Origin of the sequence: Rhodococcus sp. MEB041, from assembly GCF_030208955.1 — a bacterium.
Lineage (GTDB): Bacteria > Actinomycetota > Actinomycetes > Mycobacteriales > Mycobacteriaceae > Rhodococcoides.
The window spans coordinates 806,621-825,089 of sequence record NZ_JARVSZ010000001.1 but is presented as its reverse complement, the minus strand read 5'-3'; the positions used below and the strand labels follow the sequence as shown (position 1 = coordinate 825,089).

Below are 18,469 nucleotides of genomic sequence, written 5' to 3'. Positions count from 1 at the left end.
GTCCCGACGTCGCTCACGCGGTACCGCCCGAACGCTCACGGATGTCCTGCACGATGCCGGAGAAGTCCCTGTCCCCGTGCTCGGCGGCGTACGCCTCGTACATCGCCGAGGCCAGCATGCCCAGCTGCGCCTCGACACCGTTGGCGCGCACGGCCTCCGACACGAGACCCAGATCCTTGCGCATCAACGCGGCGGCGAATCCCGGCGTGTAGTCGTTGTTCGCGGGACTCGTCGGCACCGGTCCCGGAACGGGACAGTTGGTGGTCAACGCCCAGCACTGTCCCGATGCCGTGCTGGCGACGTCGAACAGTGCCTGATTGGTCAGCCCCAGCTTCTCCCCGAGCACGAAGGCCTCGCTGACGGCGATCATGGAGACCCCGAGAATCATGTTGTTGCACAGCTTGGCCGCCTGGCCGTTGCCGCTCTGTCCGCAGTGCACGATCTTGCGACCCATGATCTCGAGCAGCGGATTCGCCTCGGCGACGGCAGCGTCGTCGCCCCCGACCATGAACGTCAGCGTGCCCGCGGTGGCTCCACCGACGCCGCCCGAGACGGGAGCGTCGACGGCGCGGTGGCCCGCGGCCCGCGCGACGTCGGCCGCCGTACGGGCATCGGCCACGTCGATGGTCGAGGAGTCGATGAACAGCGTGCCGGCGCCGGCAGCGGGGACGACGTCGGCATAGCAGTCGAGGACGTGCTTGCCACTGGGCAACATCGTCACCACCACCGAGGCACCCGCCACGGCATCGGCGGCCGACTCGGCGACCGTGATGCCCTTCTCCCGCGCCTGGTCGAGCGAGGCGGGAACGAGGTCGAAGCCTCGGACGTCGTGGCCGGCCGCGGCCAGGTTGGCCGCCATCGGCCCGCCCATGTGCCCCAGCCCCAGGAAGGCGATCACGGTGCTCACTATTGTGGTCCTTTCGAGACGGAGTCCGCCGCAGCGGACGTCAGACCCAACTCGGCGTCGCCGAGCGGTGCGAAGAAACGATCGACGTCGGAGGTGGTGACGTCGTCGAGATGGGCAGGCCGCCAGCGCGGTCGACGATCCTTGTCCACCACCTGCGCGCGGATGCCCTCGACGAGGTCGGGGCTGTCCAGGCAGGCGATGGACACGCGGTACTCGTCGTCGAGGACCTCGTCCAGCGACGAGGCCGCGGCCGCGCGGCGCAGTGAGCGGAGCGTGACCGCCACCGACGTGGGGGACTTCGCCTCGATCGCGTCGGCCGCAGCGACGGCCTCGTCACGGCCGTCGGCACGTAACCGCGCGACGATGCTCGCCGCGTCGTCGCCCGTGTAGGCCGCGTCGATCCACTCACGCTGCGCCGCCAGAGCCGACTCGGGAACGGGCGAGACGAGCGACAGCGCGGTGTCGACGGTGCCCGTGTGCAGGGCCTCGACGAACGCCGGCAGATCCTCGGTGGGCACGAAGTGGTCGGCGAATCCGGCAGCGACGGCGTCGCCCGCCGTCATGCGCGCGGTGGTCAACGCGAGGTGAGTGCCGATCTCGCCGGGCGTCCGGGCGAGGAGATACGTCCCGCCCACGTCCGGAACGAAGCCGATGCCGACCTCGGGCATCGCGACCTTCGACTTCTCCGTCACTATGCGGACCGTCGCGTGAGCGGAGATTCCCACTCCGCCGCCCATCACCGCACCGTCCATCAGAGCGACGATCGGCTTGCCGTACCGGTTGATCCGCGAGTTCATGACGTACTCGTCCCGCCAGAACTGCGCGGTGGCGGACCCCGTCGGCCAGTTCTCGCCCGCCTTCGCCTTCGCGTCGTCGTGGATCGCGACGATGTCGCCGCCGGCGCACAGTCCGCGCTCCCCGTTGCCGGTGATCAGCACGGCGCGCACCGACGGGTCGTCCTCCCACCGCACGAGAGCCGCGTCGATGTCGCGCACCATCGCGTGGCTGAGCGCGTTGATCGCGCGCGGCCGGTTCAGGGTGACCGTGGCGACCCCGCGGTCGACCGTCAGCAGGACGTCGGAGTTCTCCGCGGCGGTGTCGCTCACGCGGCACCCACCACCGATCGGGCGATGACGATTCGCATGACCTCGTTCGTTCCTTCCAGGATCTGGTGCACTCGGAGATCGCGGACGATCTTCTCCAGACCGTACTCACTGAGATAGCCGTAGCCACCGAGCAACTGGAGCGCGTCGTTGGCCACGGTGAACCCCACGTCGGTGGTGAACTTCTTCGCCATCGCACACAGCTGCACCTTGTCGGGAGCATCGGCGTCGAGAGCACTCGCGGCCCGCAGGAGCAGGACCCGGGCCGCCTCGAGATCTGTCCGCATGTCGGCCAGGCGGAACTGCAGTGCCTGCGCGTCGAGCAGCCGTGATCCGAACGCACGACGGTCGGCGAGGTAGGACACCGCGGCGTCGAACGCCGCCGTCGCGCCGCCCAGCGAGCAGGCCGCGATGTTGATGCGACCGCCGTTGAGACCGTTCATCGCGATGCGGAACCCGTTGCCCTCGCCGCCGAGCAGATTCTCGGCCGGCACCGTGACGTCCTCCAGGATCACCTGGCGGGTGGGCTGCGCGTTCCAGCCCATCTTGGCCTCGTTGGCGCCGAACGACAGTCCCGGCGTGTCCTTCTCGACGACGAACGCGGAGATGCCGGACGGGCCGGGCCCGCCGGTGCGTGCCATGACGACGTAGACGGCGGACTCGCCGGCACCCGAGATGAACTGCTTCACGCCGTTCAGGACGTAGGTGTCCCCGTCGCGCACCGCCTTGGTCGACAGCGCGGCCGCGTCGGATCCGGCGCCCGGTTCTGTGAGGCAGTAGCTGCCCAGGGTCTCCATCGAGCACAGAGCCGGAAGCCACTGTCGCCGTTGATCGTCGGAGCCGTAGGTGTCGATCATCCACGCCACCATGTTGTGAATCGACAGGTACGCGGCGATCGACGGATCACCTGCGGCGAGCTTCTCGAAGATCCGCACGGCGTCGACGCGGCGCAGACCGGAGCCGCCGACGTCCTCGGCGATGTAGATCCCGCCCATACCGAGAGCGGCGGCCTTGCGCAGGACGTCGACCGGGAAGTGCTTGGTCCGGTCCCACTCCACGGCGTTCGGAGCGAGGAACTCCGCGGCGAAATCCGCTGCCGTCTCGCTGATCGCGCGCTCGTCCTCGTCGAGCGCGAAGATGTCCGCCACCGTCAGTCCATCGTCGGGATGACGAAGTGGTTCTGCGCCACAGCTTCCTTGCGGCCGCTGGGCCACCGCTGGGTGACCGTCTTGGTCTTGGTGTAGAACCGCACCGAATCCGGTCCGTGCTGATTGAGGTCGCCGAATCCGGACCGCTTCCAGCCACCGAAGGTGTGGTACGCGATCGGCACCGGAATGGGAACGTTGACGCCGACCATGCCGACATTGACCCGCGCGGTGAAGTCGCGCGCCGTGTCACCGTCGCGCGTGAAGATCGCGACACCGTTGCCGTACTCGTGAGCCGACGGCAGGCGCAGGGCCTCCTCGTAGTCGGCCGCACGCACGATCTGCAGCACCGGTCCGAAGATCTCCTCCTTGTAGATGCGCATGTCCGTCGTCACCTTGTCGAACAGCGTTGCGCCGGTGAAGAACCCGTTCTCGTGGCCGGCGAGGGAGAAGCCTCGGCCGTCGACCACCAGGTCCGCACCCTCGTCGACACCGATCTGCACGTAGTCCGTGACGCGCTGGACGGCCTCGGCCGTGATGAGCGGTCCGAAGTCGCTGCCCGCATCGTCGCTGCGTCCGACGCTGAGCTTCTCGACGCGCTCGACCAGCTTGGCGCGCAGGGCCTCCGCGGTCTCCTCGCCGACGGGCACGGCCACGGAGATGGCCATGCAGCGCTCACCCGCACTGCCGTAGCCGGCACCGATCAGCGCATCGGCCACCTCGTCGAGGTCGGCGTCGGGCATGACGATGGCGTGGTTCTTCGCTCCGCCGAAGCACTGGGCGCGCTTGCCGTGCGCCGCCGCCGTCTCGTAGATGTACTGGGCGATGGGCGTGGAGCCGACGAAGCCCACCGCACTGACGCGCGGGTCGGTCAGGATCGCGTCGACTGCTTCCTTGTCACCGTTGACGACGTTGAAGATTCCGGGAGGGCCACCGGCTTCGAGGAAGAGTTCGGCCAACCGCAGCGGCACGGAGGGGTCCCGCTCGGACGGCTTGAGGATGAACGCGTTGCCGCAGGCGATGGCGGGCGCGGCCTTCCACAGCGGGATCATCGCGGGGAAGTTGAACGGGGTGATGCCGGAGACGACACCGAGAGGCTGACGCATCGAGTACACGTCGATACCCGTTCCGGCACTCGCCGTGAACTCACCCTTGAGCAGATGCGGGATGCCGGTGGCGAACTCGACGACCTCGAGTCCGCGTTGGATGTCGCCCTTGGCATCGGCCACGGTCTTGCCGTGCTCGGACGAGAGCAACTGTGCGAGCGGCTCCATGTTCTCGTTGATCAGGGCCAGGAAGCGCATCAGGACGCGGGCACGCTTCTGCGGATTCTGCAGCGCCCACTCGACCTGCGCCTCCTCGGCGTTCGCCACGGCCGCCTCGACCTCCGCCGTACTGGCGAGCGGAACGCGGGCCTGCACCTCGCCGGTGTTCGGGTCGAAGACGTCGGCGAAACGGCCCGACTCCCCCGCCACGTGCTGTCCACCGATGTAGTGCGTCAGTTCTCGGGTCACGGATCCACCTTCGTCGTCGTTGAGTGAGGTGATCCTATAGTCGGACGTCCACGTATGTCCAGGATCACGCCCCGCCCATCCGCCGATAGAGCGCATCGAGCTCCGCCATCGCGGACCGCACCCCGCGCTCGTCGACGTCCGCAGTCCGCAACGCGATGCGCAGCAACGACGCCTCGAGATCGTCCGACGCCGGCGAGAACAGCGGGTCCGGCAGCGCCGGCAGCGTCGTCGCGTCACCGAAGTGATCGTCCGGATCGACCGTCGCCTCCGCGTCCTCGACGAACCCGACCAGGGCATCGAGGTCGACTCCGCGCAGCGCCAGCAGGCGGGTCGGGTCCTCGTCGATCCGCTCCGCGGCGAGATACGTCAGCGCCGCGGCGTGCTTGCAGGGCCACCCGCTGTCGGGGCAGGTGCAGTCGAAATCGAGCTGCGACGCACTCGACAGCAGCAGCCGCGGCCCCAGCGCCCGCGGAACAGAGCCGGAGGCGAGCTCGGTCAGCATGCCGGGCGACTCCTGCACGTCGGACATCAGCGCGTCCATGTCGAACGGGTCCAGGACAGCGATGCTCACGGACGCCGAGAACGGCTCCACCTGACTGCCCTGGACGTCGCCGTCGATCCGCCCCGGTCGGAGTTCGAGGGAGATCACCTGCCCGCCGCGGGCGTACGTCCGTCCGCGTGAGAGCCGCCCGGCGTCGGCGATCGACTCGATGGTCTCGACGAACTGCTTGCCCCACCACGTGCGACCGAAGGCACCCCGAGAGGTCTTCGCCGCGATGCCGTCCGGGATCCGCCGCCGGGGGCCGAACTGGTCGAACTGCGCCATCAGTCGCCCACCGCGTCCTCGGAGAGCGTGAGCAGATCGCGCAACTCCCCCGTCGACAACTCGGTGATCCAACTCTCGCCGGAGCCCACCGCGAGATCGGCCAGATCCTTCTTCGTGGTGAGCATGGTGTCGATGCGCTCCTCCACGGTGCCGACGCACAACAACTTGCGCACCTGGACGTCCTTGCGCTGGCCGATGCGGAACGCGCGATCCGTCGCCTGGTTCTCCACCGCCGGATTCCACCACCGGTCCAGGTGCACCACGTGATTGGCGGCCGTCAGGTTGAGGCCGGTGCCACCCGCCTTGAGCGAGAGCACCATGATCGGAGGACCGCCGGCGGACTGGAACTCCTCGACCATCGCGTCCCGTCGGCCCTTGCTCACACCACCGTGCAGGAACGGGACGGGAACGCCGAACCGGCGTTCGAGGTACGGCGCCACCATCGAGCCGAACGCCGTGAACTGGGTGAACAACAACGCCTTCTCGCCGTCGCCGAGGACCGAGTCGAGGATGTCGTCCACGAGTGCGAGCTTGCCGGAGCGGTGCTTGCCACGACGTAACACCGTCGACCCGTCGTCGAGGAAGTGCGCCGGGTGGTTGCACACCTGCTTGAGCCGGGTCAGCGCGCCGAGCACCGCACCCTTGCGCGCCATGCCCTCGCTCTCGGCGATCTGTCGCATCATCTCGTCGACGACGGCCTGGTACAGGCTCGCCTGCTCGGCGGTGAGGTTCGAGCGCACGGTCATCTCGAACTTGTCGGGCAGATCCGCGATGACCGTCTTGTCGGTCTTCACCCGTCGCAGTACGAACGGTGACGTGAGGGAGCGCAACCGGGCCACGGCGGTCTCCTCCTTCTCGCGTTCGATCGGGATCGCGAAGCGCGCCCGGAACGTGGCGGGGGTGCCCAGGATTCCGGGGTTGCAGAAGTCGAAGATGGACCGCAGCTCGTCCAGCCGGTTCTCCACGGGCGTGCCCGTCAGCGCGATCCGGTGTGCCGCGGGAATCGCCCGCGCCGCGCGGGCCTGCGCCGTGCTGCTGTTCTTGACGTGCTGGGCCTCGTCGAGCACCACCCGTCGCCACGTCTGCGCAGACAGTTCGCCCACGTCGCGGGCCAGCAGCGCGTACGTCGTGACCACCAGATCGTGCGAGCGCACCGCAGCCGTCAGGTCGTCCCCCGTCGCGCGATCCGGCCCGTGGTGCACCAGCACGCGCAGGGTCGGCACGAACCTCGCCGCCTCGCGCTGCCAGTTGCCCACCACCGACATGGGCGCGACGAGCAACGTCGGTGTCACCGATCGCTCGTGCGCCAGGAGAACCAGCAGCTGCAGCGTCTTTCCCAACCCCATGTCGTCGGCCAGTACCGCCCCGAGGCCGGCCGAACTCATGAAGGCGAGCCACTCCACACCTCGCTGCTGATACGGCCGCAGCGTCGCGTGCACCGAGTCGGGCACCTCCACCGGTTCCGGCCGGCGGTCCGGGTCGAGCAACTTCTGCGCCCAGCCGGTGGCCTCGATCCGCTCGACGGGAACCGGCGGCGGTTTCTCGGCGGACAACTGCCCCAGCACGTCGGCGAGCGGCAGGGCGCGGTCCCGGTTCTGCTTCTTCACGTACTCGATCGCGCGGCTCAGGGCGGTTCCGTCGGCCTGCACCCAGGTGCCGCGCAGGCGCACCAGGTCGCCCTTCGTCGACGCGAGCCGGGCCATCTCCTCCGGCGTCAGTTCCATGTCGCCGATGGCCAGTTGCCAGTCGTACGAGACGATCTCGTCCAACCCCACCGCCCGGTTCTCCGCGGTGGGCGACGGCGGCGAGTCGACCTTCAGCCGCAACGACGCGTCGAGGCGACTCCACGCCCGCGGAAGCAGCACCCCGACCGACACGGCACGCAGCTTCTCGACCCCGTGCAGCACGAAGTCGGTCACCGCCGCCGTGGGCAGCAGCATGTCGAGCGAGCCGGTGTCCGTCGCCATCGAGCGCAGCGGCTCGTACGCGGCCATCGCCTCGCCGAGCTTCGCCACCGCGACCCGGAACAGTTCCGCGTCCCGCACACCCGGCGCTCCGCCACCGTGTGCACCGGGCGCGCCCCCGCGGTGCACCACCACCGGCGTCGGCGCCTCACCGTCCGGACGCAGCAACACCTCGAGCGGCCACAACGGCTCCCGGTCTCCTCGTCGTCGTCCGGTTCGGTGAGCCGCAGGACCAGCTCGGGCTCGTCGCCGCGCAGGCTCGCCCGCCACTGCTCCAGTGCCGCCTCGGAGCGAGCCGATCCCTCCTCGTACGGCTCCTCCTCGACGAGGGACCACAGGAGCGGATGCTCGACCCCGGGGCGTCCGATGACGCGGCGCACGATCGGATCCGTCACCTCGGCGAGCAGGTCGTCGAGGACGGCGCGCGCACCGCCCTCCGCACTCTGCACCGGCGGCATCGCGGCCGCCAGTTCCGCGCGCCACGCGCGCTGTGGCTCCCCTCCGACCAGTCGCCACCGCAGCCACCACTGCGACTCGAACCGCACCTGCACCGGGACCACCCGCGCGGCACGGACCCACCGCTCCACCCCGGCCACCACGAGGGCGAGATAGCGCAGATCCCCGGAGATCGCGGGATGGCGGGGCGGAACGCGCAACAGCAGTTCCGCTGCGTCCGCCGGCGCCAGCGCGATCGACGGCATCGACACCGCCACGTGTCCGCGCGGCGTCGGCAGGGTGACGTCGGCACGGTGCCGCATCCGTCGGGACATCACCTTGGCCAGGTGAGGAGGGAGCTCCGGCGTGTCGGCCGAGTGACGGTCGCCGCTCGGGGCGTCGTCGTCCTCCCACAACATCAGGCCTCGGCCGGGGGTCCAGAGGCCGTGGAGCATGGTGCCATCCAATCACTGCGAGGCCTGTGCAGAACGTCCCGCGTCCTGTCGGACCCACCCGGCATACTCGCTCCTCGTGACCTTCTCCTCGACCCGGCCGACGCGGCGTCTCGCGTTCGCGCTCGTCGCCGCGATGGTCCTGGCCGTCCTCACCGGCTGCTCGACGCTGCTGGGCGCGCCCACTCCCGCACCGGGCAGTCCCCCCGCGACGACGATCGAGTCACTGCTCGCGCAGGTCGCCGTCGTGGACTCCCGGCCCGACGTGCCGGGGTACGAGCGCAGTTGCAAGGCCGGGGACGGATGCGTGTTCGGTCCCGCCTGGACCGACGACTACGACGGTCCGGGCGGACACGACGGCTGCGGCACCCGCGACAACGTGCTGCAGCTCGCGCTCACCGACGTGCAGTTCCGGCCGGGAACCAACGACTGCGTCGTCGTGGCGGGATCGTTGAACGATCCGTTCACGGGATCGGTGCTGCCGTTCAGCAAGCAGAGCGCGGGCGACGTGCAGATCGACCACACCTACCCGCTGGCGGCGGCGTGGGACATGGGCGCCTGGCAGTGGCCGCTCGATCAGCGCATCCGTTTCGCCAACGACATCACGTACAACCTCATGGCCGTCTCGGGTGCGGAGAACCAGTCGAAGAGCGACAAGACCCCCTCGGACTGGATGCCTCCCAACGGCGCGTACCACTGCTACTACGCGGGGCGGTTCCTCACGGTGGCCGTCCGGTACGGGCTTCCCGTCACGGTGGCCGACCGGGACGTGCTGACCACGGTGTCGAACTCCTGCCCCTGACTCCGTCCGAACCCGAGCCGACGCCGGAACCGTTACGCTGCCCGTCATGTCGCGTGTGTTCACCAAAGACACCCAGCTCTGCATGTCGTTGTCGGGGCGGCCCAGCAACATCGGGACCCGGTTCCACAACTACCTCTACGACGAGCTGGATCTGAACTTCGTCTACAAGGCGTTCACCACCACCGACCTCCCCGCGGCCGTCGCCGGAATCCGTGCGCTCGGAATCCGCGGCTGCGGAGTGTCCATGCCGTTCAAGGAGGCCTGCATCGAGCACGTCGACGTCATGCACGACTCGGCGGCCGCGATCGACTCGGTGAACACCATCGTCAACGAGGACGGCGTGCTGCACGCCTACAACACGGACTACCAGGCCGTCGCGGACCTCGTCCGGGAGGCCGGTCTCGACCCGTCGTGGTCGGTCGCGGTCACGGGCAGTGGCGGCATGGCCAAGGCCGTCGTCGCCGCGCTGCGGGACACGGGCTTCACCACGGGAACTGTCGTGGCGCGCAACGAGAGAACCGGACCGGCTCTCGCCGAGAAGTACGGCTACGGTTGGTCGGCCACCGCCGACGACGTCTCGGCCGACGTCCTCGTCAACGTGACACCCGTCGGGATGGCCGGCGGTCCGGACTCCGACGCGCTGCCGTTCGCCACCGAGCAGATCGCCGCCGCTCGCGCCGTCGTCGACGTGGTCGCGGTGCCGTCAGAGACACCGCTGATCGTCGCGGCGCGCGCCGCCGGAAAGCCCGTGATCACCGGTGCGCAGGTGGTGGCACTGCAGGCCGCGGAGCAATTCGCGCTGTACACCGGCGTGCGCCTGCGTACCGAGCAGATCCAGCGGGCCTCCGAGTTCAGTCGGCGCTGAGGTCGTTCGACCAGCCGACTACTCACGGAACATTCTGGCGGTGACCTCGAGGGCGGCGCGCCGTGGGAGCAACCGCACACCGGCCGACTGCAGCTTGTTGTTCACTCCGGACACCACCGAGGCCGGGGGCCGCTTGGCCGCGAGCGCCGCGAACGTCGTGTCCATGACCTGTTCCGACGTCTGCATCTTCCCGAACGCGGCGTCCTTGCTGCCGAGCACCTCGAAGAACTCGGTCTCGGTGGGACCCGGCGAGACCGCCATGACGGTGACACCGGTCCCGCGAGTCTCGACGGCCAGCGCCTCGGTGAAGCTGAGCACGAACGCCTTGCTCGCCGCGTAGACGGCCATTCCCGGGAGCGGTTGGTACGCCGCCGTGCTCGCGAGCGTGACCAGCACACCCGCGCCGTGCTCGATCATGCCCGGCAGGAACGCACGCGAGAGATCGACGACAGCAGCGATGTTCACGGCGATCTCGTTGCCGAGCGTCACCGGATCCTCCTCGACGAACGGCTGGTGCGTCCCGAATCCCGCATTGTTGATCAGCGAGTGCACCGTGATGCCGCGGTGACCGAGAGTCGCCTTCAGCGCCGATCCCGCACCGGGCACGGCGAGGTCCGCGGCGATCGGGGTGGCGGTGACACCGTGCCGGGAGGAGATCTCCGCAGCCAGCTCCTCGAGGCGATCGAGTCGCCGCGCGACGAGCACGACGTCGCACCCGAGGGACGCGAAGCGTCGTGCGAAATCGGCACCCAGGCCCGAGCTCGCGCCGGTGACGAGGACGGTGGATCCGGTGAGACGCGTACGCAGCGTCGACATGGTCATCCGCTCACTGTAGGGACCGGACGTCCGACGATCAGAAGTGCTGCCATGTGGGTTTCTCCGACAACGCGTACCGGTAGTAGTCACTCGACCCCAGCGCCGACGCCGCGCCCTCGTCGACGACCACGGTCACGTGCGGATGCATCTGGATCACCGACGCCGGACAGGACGCGGCCAGCGGCCCCTCCACCGACGCGGCGAGAGCGTCCGCCTTCCCTTCGCCGAGTGCGACGAGGACCAGATGGCGGGCCTCGAGAATCGTGCCCAGACCCTGGGTCACCACGTGATGCGGTACCTCGTCGGCGGAGTGGAAGAAGCGTGCGTTGTCCTCCCGCGTGCGGCGCGTGAGGGTCTTGACCCGCGTGCGGGAGACGAGCGACGACCCCGGTTCGTTGAAGCCGATGTGGCCGTCGGACCCGATGCCCAACAGTTGCACGTCCACACCGCCCGACGCGGCGATCGCGGCGTCGTAGCGAGCGCACTCGGCCGCGACGTCCGCCGCCTCGCCGTTCGGACCGTCGATGGCATCCGGGTCGATGTCGATCTCCGCAGCGAACTCCGTGGCGATCACCGAACGGTACGACTGCGGATGGGCGGCCGGCAGACCCACGTACTCGTCGAGGAGGAACGCCCGGCAGGACGCGAACGACAACGCCTCCTCGCGATGCCGCCGACCGAGCTCCCGGTACGTCCCCAACGGGGTGGACCCCGTCGCCACGCCCAGCACCGCGGCACCCTGCCGAACCCTGCGTTCGACGATGTCCGCCACGGTGCGGTGCACCGCCGCTGCGTCGTCACGGATGACGATCTCCATCCGGCACACCCACTTCCACTCGTCCGCGCCTCACGACGCTCGTCACGGTCAGATCGGCATCGGTGATCACGATGTCCGCGCGCATCCCGGCCGCCAGGCGCCCCACCGTGTCCTGCAGGCCGAGGAACCGAGCCGGTGTGGTCGCCCCCATGCGCACCGCCGACACCAGGTCGACTCCCGACTCGGCCACCGCCCGTCGCACGATGTCGAGGACTGTCGACGTTCCGCCCGCGATGGCTCCCGGCTCGTCGCCGTCCTGCGTCAGGCGCGCCACCCCGTCCGCGACCGTCACGTCGAGCGAGCCCAATCGGTAAGGGCCGTCGCTCATCCCGGCCGCGGCCATGGCGTCGGAGACGAACACGATGCCGTCGGGTCCGACGAGGTCGACCACCATGGCGACCGTCCAGGAATCGAGATGCACTCCGTCACCGATGAGTTCGAGCACCATCTCGCCGCGTCCCGCCGCCGCGAGACACGCGGCCACCGGTCCGGGCGACCGATGGTGCAGCGGCGGCATCCCGTTGAACAGATGGGTGGCGCTCACCGGCCCGGTCAGCCGCGCCAGCGCTGCCGTGACCGTGGCCGCATCGGCGTCGGTGTGGCCCACGCTCGGACGGATGTCGTTCTCGGCCATCACCCGAGCGAGGGCGTCCAGGTTCGCGGTCTCCGGTGCCAGCGTCATCGACCGCACGGCTCCCCCGCCGGCCGTCACCACGGCCTCGAGGAGACGCGGATCACCCGGAACGATCGCCGCCGGATCCTGTGCACCGCAACGGCTACGGGCGAGGAACGGCCCCTCGAGATGAACGCCCGCGATGTCGCCGCGGCGCCACAGATCCGCCAGCAGTGTCGTCCTGTCGACGAGCACCTCGCGCGGGGCGGACACGAGGGAGGCGAGCATGGTCGTCGTCCCGCTGCGCACGTGATGCGCGACAGCGGCATCGACGGCGTCGGCCGTGGCATCGGGAAAGCCTGCTCCCCCGCCGCCGTGGCAGTGCACGTCCACCATGCCCGGCAGAATCGTCGAGGACGACGGCGGGACGGCGATGTCCGTCCGCCCGCGGGCCGGGCCCACCCGGACGATCCGATCGTCCTCGAACTCCACCACCCCGTCCTCGAGCACGCCGTCCACCAGGACGACGCGCCCGCGGAGGAGGGTCACGCCGAGCCGCCGCCGGCCGGCTTGTCCGTCGGCGCGGTCGTGGCGTCCGTCGATGCGGTGGTGGCCGCCGGTGCGCCGGTGGTCACCGCCGCGTCGTCGAGGGTCACGTCGTCCTCACGTCCGGGCGTGCGCAGGTTCCACTTCTTGATGACGAAGCTGAACAGCACGTAGTAGATGACGGCGTAGACCAGGCCGATCGGGATGAGAAGCCATGCCTTGGTGGCGATGCCGTAGTTCAGCAGGTAGTCGATACCGCCCGCGGAGAAGAAGAAGCCGTCGTGGATGCCCAGTGCGTTGGTCAACGCCATCGAGGTACCGGTCAGCACCGCGTGCACGATGTAGAGCGGCCAGGCGACGAACATGAACGAGTACTCGAGCGGCTCGGTGATACCGGTGACGAAGGCCGTGAGACCGGTCGAGAGCATGATGCCGCCGACGAGCTTCTTCTGCGACGGCTTCGCGTTGCGGTAGATCGCGTAGGCAGCGGCGGGCAGCGCGAACATCATGATCGGGAAGAAGCCGGTCATGAACACTCCGGCGCTCGGGTCCCCGGCGAAGAAGCGGTTGAGGTCGCCTCGGACGATCTGGCCGCTCGCGTCCGTGTAGTCACCGACGAGGAACCACACGACGGAGTTGAGGATGTGGTGCAGGCCGGTCGGGATGAGCATGCGATTGGCGAAACCGTAGATACCGCTGCCCACGACGGAGTGATCGGCGACGGTGGTGCCCACCCAGTTCAGGGCGCTGTAGAACAGCGGGTACACGAAGGACATCAGGACGCCGACCACGAGACCGGTGATCGCCGTCAGGATCGGGACGAGGCGTCGGCCGCTGAAGAAGCCCAGGTAGTCGGGCAGCTTCTGACGGTAGAAGCGTTGCCAGAGAACGGCGGAGAGCAGACCGATGATGATGCCGGCCAGCACGCCGTAGTCGATGACGGCAGGGTCGCCGTTCGCGTCGACCTCGCCGTCGAGCACCACCGGCGACATGGCCGTGAAGACGCCGTCGACCACCATGTAACCGACCACCGCGGCCAACGCGGTGGAGCCGTCCGACTTCTTCGCCCAGCCGATCGCGATGCCGACTGCGAAGATGAGGGGAAGCCACGTGAAGACCGACTGCCCCGCGGCCGAGATCACCGATGCGGTGGTCTCGAGCGGGGTGAAGCGTCCGAGCAGATCGGGCTGGCCGATGCGGAGCAGGATGCCTGCGGCGGGGAGCACTGCGATGGGCAGCATGAGACTGCGCCCGAATCGCTGCAACCCGGCGAGTGCGCGGGAGTCCTTCTTCTCGGTGGGCGTCTGTGGTGCGGTGTTCCCGGTGGCAGTCGTGCCGGCCATGGCGACCTTCTTCTCGTGTGTGTTGTGGACCGGTTCCATCACGGGTACTGTCCGGTCATAACCAGTTGTAGTTTGACCAGGTGGCAGCCTGATGTCAAACAGAAAGTGTGAGCACGCCCACCTGCATCGCATCGCGCCGGGGGCGGGTCACCGAGCGGAAGGAGCACCGCATGTCCAAGGCGGACGCCATCGTCGCCGGGCTCGGAGGAGCCGGGAACATCGTCGAGATCGAAGCCTGCATCACGCGGCTCCGCACCGAGGTGCGAGACGGAGCACTCGTGAACGAGGCCGCTCTCAAGGCCGCCGGAGCACACGGGGTCTTCCACAAGGGGACGGCCGTGCAGGTCATCGTCGGGCCCGAGGCGGACACCCTCGCCGAGGACATCGACGACATCCTGTGACCGACACCGCCGTGGGCAGCCCGCTCGCGGGCACCGTCATCGCACTGGCCGACGTCCCCGACCCGGTGTTCTCCTCGCAGATGGTCGGCGCCGGCGTGGCTGTCAGACCCGCTTCGACGACCGGAATGGTGGACGTCCACTCGCCCGTGTCCGGGCGCATCCTCAAGCTGCACCCTCATGCCTTCGTGGTTCTGACGGAGGACAGGAAGGGAGTGCTGGTGCACGTCGGTATCGACACCGTGACGATGAAGGGCGAGGGTTTCGAACTCGTCGCAGCAGAGAAGGACTCGGTGTCGGCTGGAGACGTCGTCGTGCGCTACGACCCGGCCGCCGTCGCCGCCGCCGGATTCGACGACGTGTGCCCCGTCGTCGTGATGGACTCCGCCGCGGACTCCTTCGCGACGCCGTCGGTCGGGTCGTCCGTCACTGCCGGCGAGCCGCTCTTCGTCCTCTGACGGGCCGGGGTCAGGCCAGCCCGACCAGCTTCTCCGACTCTCTCCACAGCCCGTCGACCACGGCGGGATCGTCGACCTGCCCGTTCGTGCGACCGCGAGCCTTGTGGCGGCTGTAGTAGATCCCGGCGACCTCGGCGTCCGGCTTGTCGACGGCCACCGACACCAACGGCTCGGCGCCCGACTCGGCACTGATCGAGGCCACGTACTTCAGCGGAGTCCGGTAGATCACCCGGAACAGGACGTTGGCGTTGCCGAAGTTGCTGCGCACCGCTCCGGGATGGACGGCCACCGACGTGATGCCGCGGTCGGACCACCGCTCCGTGGCGCCGCGGGTGAAGCCGATGTTCATCAGCTTGCTGGTGCAGTAGGCGCGGAACTCGGCCGGCGAGGAACGGTCGTAGGCGATGTCCTGCAGATCGATTCGTCCACCGAGGTTGCCCACGGACGACGTGTTGACGATGCGACTGCCCGCCGTACCGCCGAGTCGGTCGAGCAACAGATGGGTGAGCAGGAACGGCGACAGGTGATTGATCTGGACGTTCGGCTCGCGCCCGTCGGCGGTGCGCTTCGACGGATCGAACGTTCCACCCGCGTTGTTCAACAGGACGTCGATGTGATCGACGGAATCCCGCAGCTCGTCCGCGACCCGTCGTACGTCGTCGAACGAGGCGAAATCGGCCACGAACGCGCGACCACCGATCTCCGAGGCCGCGGCGGCGGTCTTCTCCGGTGAGCGGCCCACGACGAGCACCTCCGCACCGCGTTCCGCCAGGGTGCGCGCCGCGATGCGCCCGATCCCGTCGCTCGCTCCCGTCACGACGATGGTGCGACCGGTGAGCGAACGGGGAGTGGGCACGAAGGAGCCTTTCGATCTGCGGATGGAACGCCTCGACCGAAGTGTACGAGCGGACGGCGTCAGCGACGCTGTCGGCTGTGGACGTCAGCGACGCTGTGGCCGCCGCCCGCCCTGGACCTCCATCGTGAGCTGGTACCGATCGCAGCGGTACCAGCTCTCCGTGTGTTCGATCGGCCGGTCACCGCTGAACGACACCCGGTCGAAGTACAGCACCGGCGCCCCACGCTTCGTCCCCAGCAGCGTCGCGGTGTCGTTGTCGGCCGCCGTCGCGCTGACCGTCTGCTCGGCGCGATCGATGGTCTGCCCGTAGTGGGAGGACACCGCGTCGTAGATGGACTTGCTCAGATCGAGATCGACCAGGCCCGGCAGCACGGCGGCGTCGTACCACCCGTCGTCGACGCTGACGGGCTCTCCGTCCGCCAGTCGCAGCCGCTTGATGTGGTACGCCTTGCCGCCCGCGGCGATGTCCAGCGCACGGATGGTGGCCACCGACGGATCCTCGAGCCGCGCGAAGAGAACGACCGTGGTGGGTTCGAGACCCTGCGCGCGCATCTCCTCCGAGAACGACGCCAGGTGGAGCCTCGACTGGACGGGCCGACTGGCGACGAACGTGCCCTTGCCGCGCACCCGCACCAGGTGGCCCTCGTTGACGAGCTGACCGATGGCCTCGCGCACGGTGATCCGACTGACCCCGTAGTCCTCCATGAGGCGCCGTTCGCTCGGCATCAGATCGCCGGGCTGGAGTTCCTTGGTGCACCGGTGCAGCAGGATCGCGCGGAGCTGCTCGTGCTTGGGTACGGCACTGTCGCGAAGGTGGACGGGCATCACCACGGCGTGTACTCCCGAGAATCGGCGCGACCGGAGCGATCTGTGGCGCGAGCGGTACGGACTGGTCCCGTCCAACTTACTACCGTGGCTTCGCCCCGTGCGCCTTTTGCGCACCCTGGGATACGCGAAAGGCGCACGGGGATGGAATCCTCACCCGCATGACCGAGAGCACCGTCCCGTCCGCAGCCGACTGCCCCGTCCTGTGGCCCGTCGCCACCCGCTGGGAGGACAACGACCACTACGGGCACGTCAACAACGTCACGTACTACTCGTACTTCGACACCGCGGTGAACGGGTGGCTCATGCAGAGCACCGGCCTCGACATCCGCACACTCCCGGCCATCGGCGTGGTGGCCGAGACGTCCTGCAGGTTCCTCAGCCAACTGAGCTTTCCCGACGACCTGCAGGTGGGTATCGCCGTCGAGAGGCTCGGCAACACCTCGATCGTGTACGCGCTGAGCATCTTCCGGGTGGACGGCGAAAACTTGACCCCGGCGGCGGCGGGACGGTTCGTGCACGTCTACGTCGACGCCGAGACCCGCCGCCCGACACCGGTCCCCGACGAGATCCGCGCGGTCGTCGAGGCACTCGGACAGTGACAGCCCCCGGCCGGGTGTCCCTCGCCGTGCCGATCGGCGCGGGGGTGGTCACCGCGCTCGTCGGGTTCACCAGCTCGTTCGCGGTGGTCCTCACCGGCCTCCGATCCGTGGGTGCCAGCGAGGCGCAGGCCGCCTCCGGGCTCTTCGCCATGTCTCTGGTGATGGCGCTGGGGATCACGGGTCTCGCACTGCGCTACCGCATTCCGATCACACTGGCCTGGTCCACACCCGGTGCCGCGTTGCTCGCGGGTACCGGAGCGGTGGTCGGCGGATGGCCGGCGGCCGTGGGGGCGTTCGTGACCGTGGGCATCGCAATCGTGCTCACCGGAGTGTGGTCCGGCCTCGGCCGCGTCATCGCGGCGATCCCGGTGTCGTTGGCACAGGCGATGCTCGCCGGCGTCATCCTGCCACTGTGTCTCGAACCCGTGCGGGCCCTCGCGGACAATCCCGCGGCGGTCGCCCCCGTCGTCGTCACATGGGTCGTGCTGCTGCGCTTCTCCCCGCGCTGGGCGGTACCGGCGGCCTTCGCCGTCGCCGCAGTGGTCATCGGCATCTCGCTCACGACGGGCGACACCGAGATCGGCGCCCGATCGCTGCTCCCGAGCCTCGACCTCGTCGCACCCACCTGGACGTGGCAGGCGCTGATCGGCATCGCACTGCCGCTCTACATCGTGACGATGGCGTCGCAGAACATCCCGGGAACGGCCGTCATGGCCTCCTTCGGCTACGCGGTACCGTGGCGAGCCTCGATGACCGTCACCGGTGTCGGCACAGCGATCACCGCACCCGCCGGCGTTCACGCCGTCAACCTCGCTGCCATCAGCGCAGCGCTCGCGGCCGCCCCGGACGCGCACCCGGACAGGGATCGTCGGTGGATCGCGGCGGTGGCTGCCGGGGCGTCCTACCTGGCCCTCGCGCTCGCCTCGGCGGCGCTGGCGACCCTCGTCGCCCTCGCGCCGGCCGGCATCGTGGAAACCGTTGCCGGACTGGCGTTGCTGGCCACCCTCGCGGCATCGCTGGCCGCCGCGTTGAGCACCGAGGCGGACCGGGTGCCGGCAGCCATCACGTTCGTGGTCGCCGCCTCGGGTGTGGCGATCGCGGGGATCGGCTCGGCCTTCTGGGCGCTCGTGCTCGGTCTCGTCGTCCGACTGGGCCTCACCCGACGCGCCTGAGGACCGGCGC

At 69.2% G+C, this 18,469-nt stretch carries 17 protein-coding genes and 1 pseudogene; 6 read left to right on the top strand and 12 right to left on the bottom strand.

What is annotated here, in order from left to right:
- Positions 1–13: 13 nt before the first annotated feature.
- The 6 genes and pseudogenes from mmsB to QRN16_RS03840 all read right to left on the bottom strand — a co-directional run bounded on the left by mmsB (position 14) and on the right by QRN16_RS03840 (position 8,349).
- Positions 14–907 (bottom strand): 3-hydroxyisobutyrate dehydrogenase, encoded by an 894-nt coding sequence (gene mmsB, locus QRN16_RS03865; RefSeq protein ID WP_056448476.1) that lies wholly within the window; start codon positions 905–907, stop codon positions 14–16.
- Positions 907–2,013 carry an enoyl-CoA hydratase/isomerase family protein gene (locus tag QRN16_RS03860; RefSeq protein WP_285184662.1) on the bottom strand — a complete coding sequence of 369 codons (1,107 nt, stop codon included), beginning with the start codon at positions 2,011–2,013 and terminating at the stop codon, positions 907–909. The genes mmsB and QRN16_RS03860 overlap by 1 nt, the downstream gene beginning before the upstream one ends.
- A complete protein-coding gene (locus QRN16_RS03855; RefSeq protein WP_027507241.1) occupies positions 2,010–3,149 on the bottom strand; it encodes an acyl-CoA dehydrogenase family protein in 1,140 nt (379 codons plus the stop codon). Before QRN16_RS03855 ends, QRN16_RS03860 begins: the two co-directional genes overlap by 4 nt.
- Positions 3,150–3,160: 11 nt before the next feature.
- Entirely contained in the window at positions 3,161–4,669 is a 1,509-nt protein-coding gene (locus QRN16_RS03850) for a CoA-acylating methylmalonate-semialdehyde dehydrogenase (RefSeq protein ID WP_027507242.1), read from the bottom strand.
- 64 nt (positions 4,670–4,733) lie between these two features.
- Positions 4,734–5,495: an SWIM zinc finger family protein gene (locus QRN16_RS03845; protein ID WP_037187418.1), complete on the bottom strand. Its 762-nt coding sequence runs from the start codon at positions 5,493–5,495 to the stop codon at positions 4,734–4,736.
- Positions 5,495–8,349: pseudogene (locus QRN16_RS03840) on the bottom strand (DEAD/DEAH box helicase). Before QRN16_RS03840 ends, QRN16_RS03845 begins: the two are co-directional and overlap by 1 nt.
- A gap of 133 nt (positions 8,350–8,482) precedes the next feature.
- On the opposite strand from QRN16_RS03840, the gene QRN16_RS03835 reads away from it, so the two are divergent.
- Together QRN16_RS03835 and QRN16_RS03830 are read left to right on the top strand one after the other, a co-directional pair.
- Entirely contained in the window at positions 8,483–9,148 is a 666-nt protein-coding gene (locus QRN16_RS03835) for an HNH endonuclease family protein (protein ID WP_056448586.1), read from the top strand.
- A gap of 46 nt (positions 9,149–9,194) precedes the next feature.
- Entirely contained in the window at positions 9,195–10,013 is an 819-nt protein-coding gene (locus QRN16_RS03830) for a shikimate 5-dehydrogenase (protein ID WP_285184661.1), read from the top strand.
- A gap of 18 nt (positions 10,014–10,031) precedes the next feature.
- Here the strand turns inward: QRN16_RS03830 and QRN16_RS03825 are convergent, their stop codons facing one another.
- The 4 genes from QRN16_RS03825 to QRN16_RS03810 are packed head-to-tail and all read right to left on the bottom strand — an operon-like array spanning position 10,032 to position 14,046.
- On the bottom strand, positions 10,032–10,835 hold the full coding sequence (locus QRN16_RS03825) for an SDR family NAD(P)-dependent oxidoreductase (protein ID WP_027507247.1): 804 nt from the start codon (positions 10,833–10,835) through the stop codon (positions 10,032–10,034).
- A 31-nt stretch (positions 10,836–10,866) separates the two neighbouring features.
- On the bottom strand, positions 10,867–11,646 hold the full coding sequence (gene nagB / locus QRN16_RS03820; protein ID WP_222632735.1) for a glucosamine-6-phosphate deaminase: 780 nt from the start codon (positions 11,644–11,646) through the stop codon (positions 10,867–10,869).
- Complete coding sequence (locus QRN16_RS03815) at positions 11,627–12,808, bottom strand: N-acetylglucosamine-6-phosphate deacetylase (protein ID WP_285184660.1); 1,182 nt, start codon at positions 12,806–12,808, stop codon at positions 11,627–11,629. Before QRN16_RS03815 ends, nagB begins: the two co-directional genes overlap by 20 nt.
- The gene (locus QRN16_RS03810) at positions 12,805–14,046 is read right to left on the bottom strand and encodes a PTS transporter subunit EIIC (RefSeq protein ID WP_502943976.1); all 1,242 of its coding nucleotides are present in this window, start codon (positions 14,044–14,046) and stop codon (positions 12,805–12,807) included. The genes QRN16_RS03815 and QRN16_RS03810 overlap by 4 nt, the downstream gene beginning before the upstream one ends.
- Before the next feature lie 272 nt (positions 14,047–14,318).
- On the opposite strand from QRN16_RS03810, the gene QRN16_RS03805 reads away from it, so the two are divergent.
- Positions 14,319–14,549 carry a PTS sugar transporter subunit IIB gene (locus QRN16_RS03805; RefSeq protein WP_027507251.1) on the top strand — a complete coding sequence of 77 codons (231 nt, stop codon included), beginning with the start codon at positions 14,319–14,321 and terminating at the stop codon, positions 14,547–14,549.
- Positions 14,546–15,004, top strand: coding sequence for a PTS sugar transporter subunit IIA (locus QRN16_RS03800; RefSeq protein ID WP_056448462.1), 459 nt, complete (start codon positions 14,546–14,548; stop codon positions 15,002–15,004). Before QRN16_RS03805 ends, QRN16_RS03800 begins: the two co-directional genes overlap by 4 nt.
- A 10-nt stretch (positions 15,005–15,014) precedes the next feature.
- Here QRN16_RS03800 and QRN16_RS03795 read toward each other — a convergent pair whose 3' ends face one another.
- Positions 15,015–15,860, bottom strand: coding sequence for an SDR family NAD(P)-dependent oxidoreductase (locus tag QRN16_RS03795; protein WP_222632736.1), 846 nt, complete (start codon positions 15,858–15,860; stop codon positions 15,015–15,017).
- A gap of 84 nt (positions 15,861–15,944) precedes the next feature.
- Positions 15,945–16,688, bottom strand: a complete 744-nt coding sequence (locus tag QRN16_RS03790; RefSeq protein WP_056448583.1) for a GntR family transcriptional regulator — start codon at positions 16,686–16,688, stop codon at positions 15,945–15,947.
- A gap of 158 nt (positions 16,689–16,846) precedes the next feature.
- Between QRN16_RS03790 and QRN16_RS03785 the strand changes: the two genes are divergently transcribed.
- The gene (locus tag QRN16_RS03785; RefSeq protein WP_027507255.1) at positions 16,847–17,287 is read left to right on the top strand and encodes an acyl-CoA thioesterase; all 441 of its coding nucleotides are present in this window, start codon (positions 16,847–16,849) and stop codon (positions 17,285–17,287) included.
- Complete coding sequence (locus QRN16_RS03780; RefSeq protein WP_285184658.1) at positions 17,284–18,459, top strand: benzoate/H(+) symporter BenE family transporter; 1,176 nt, start codon at positions 17,284–17,286, stop codon at positions 18,457–18,459. Before QRN16_RS03785 ends, QRN16_RS03780 begins: the two co-directional genes overlap by 4 nt.
- The last annotated feature ends 10 nt before the right edge of the window (positions 18,460–18,469 follow it).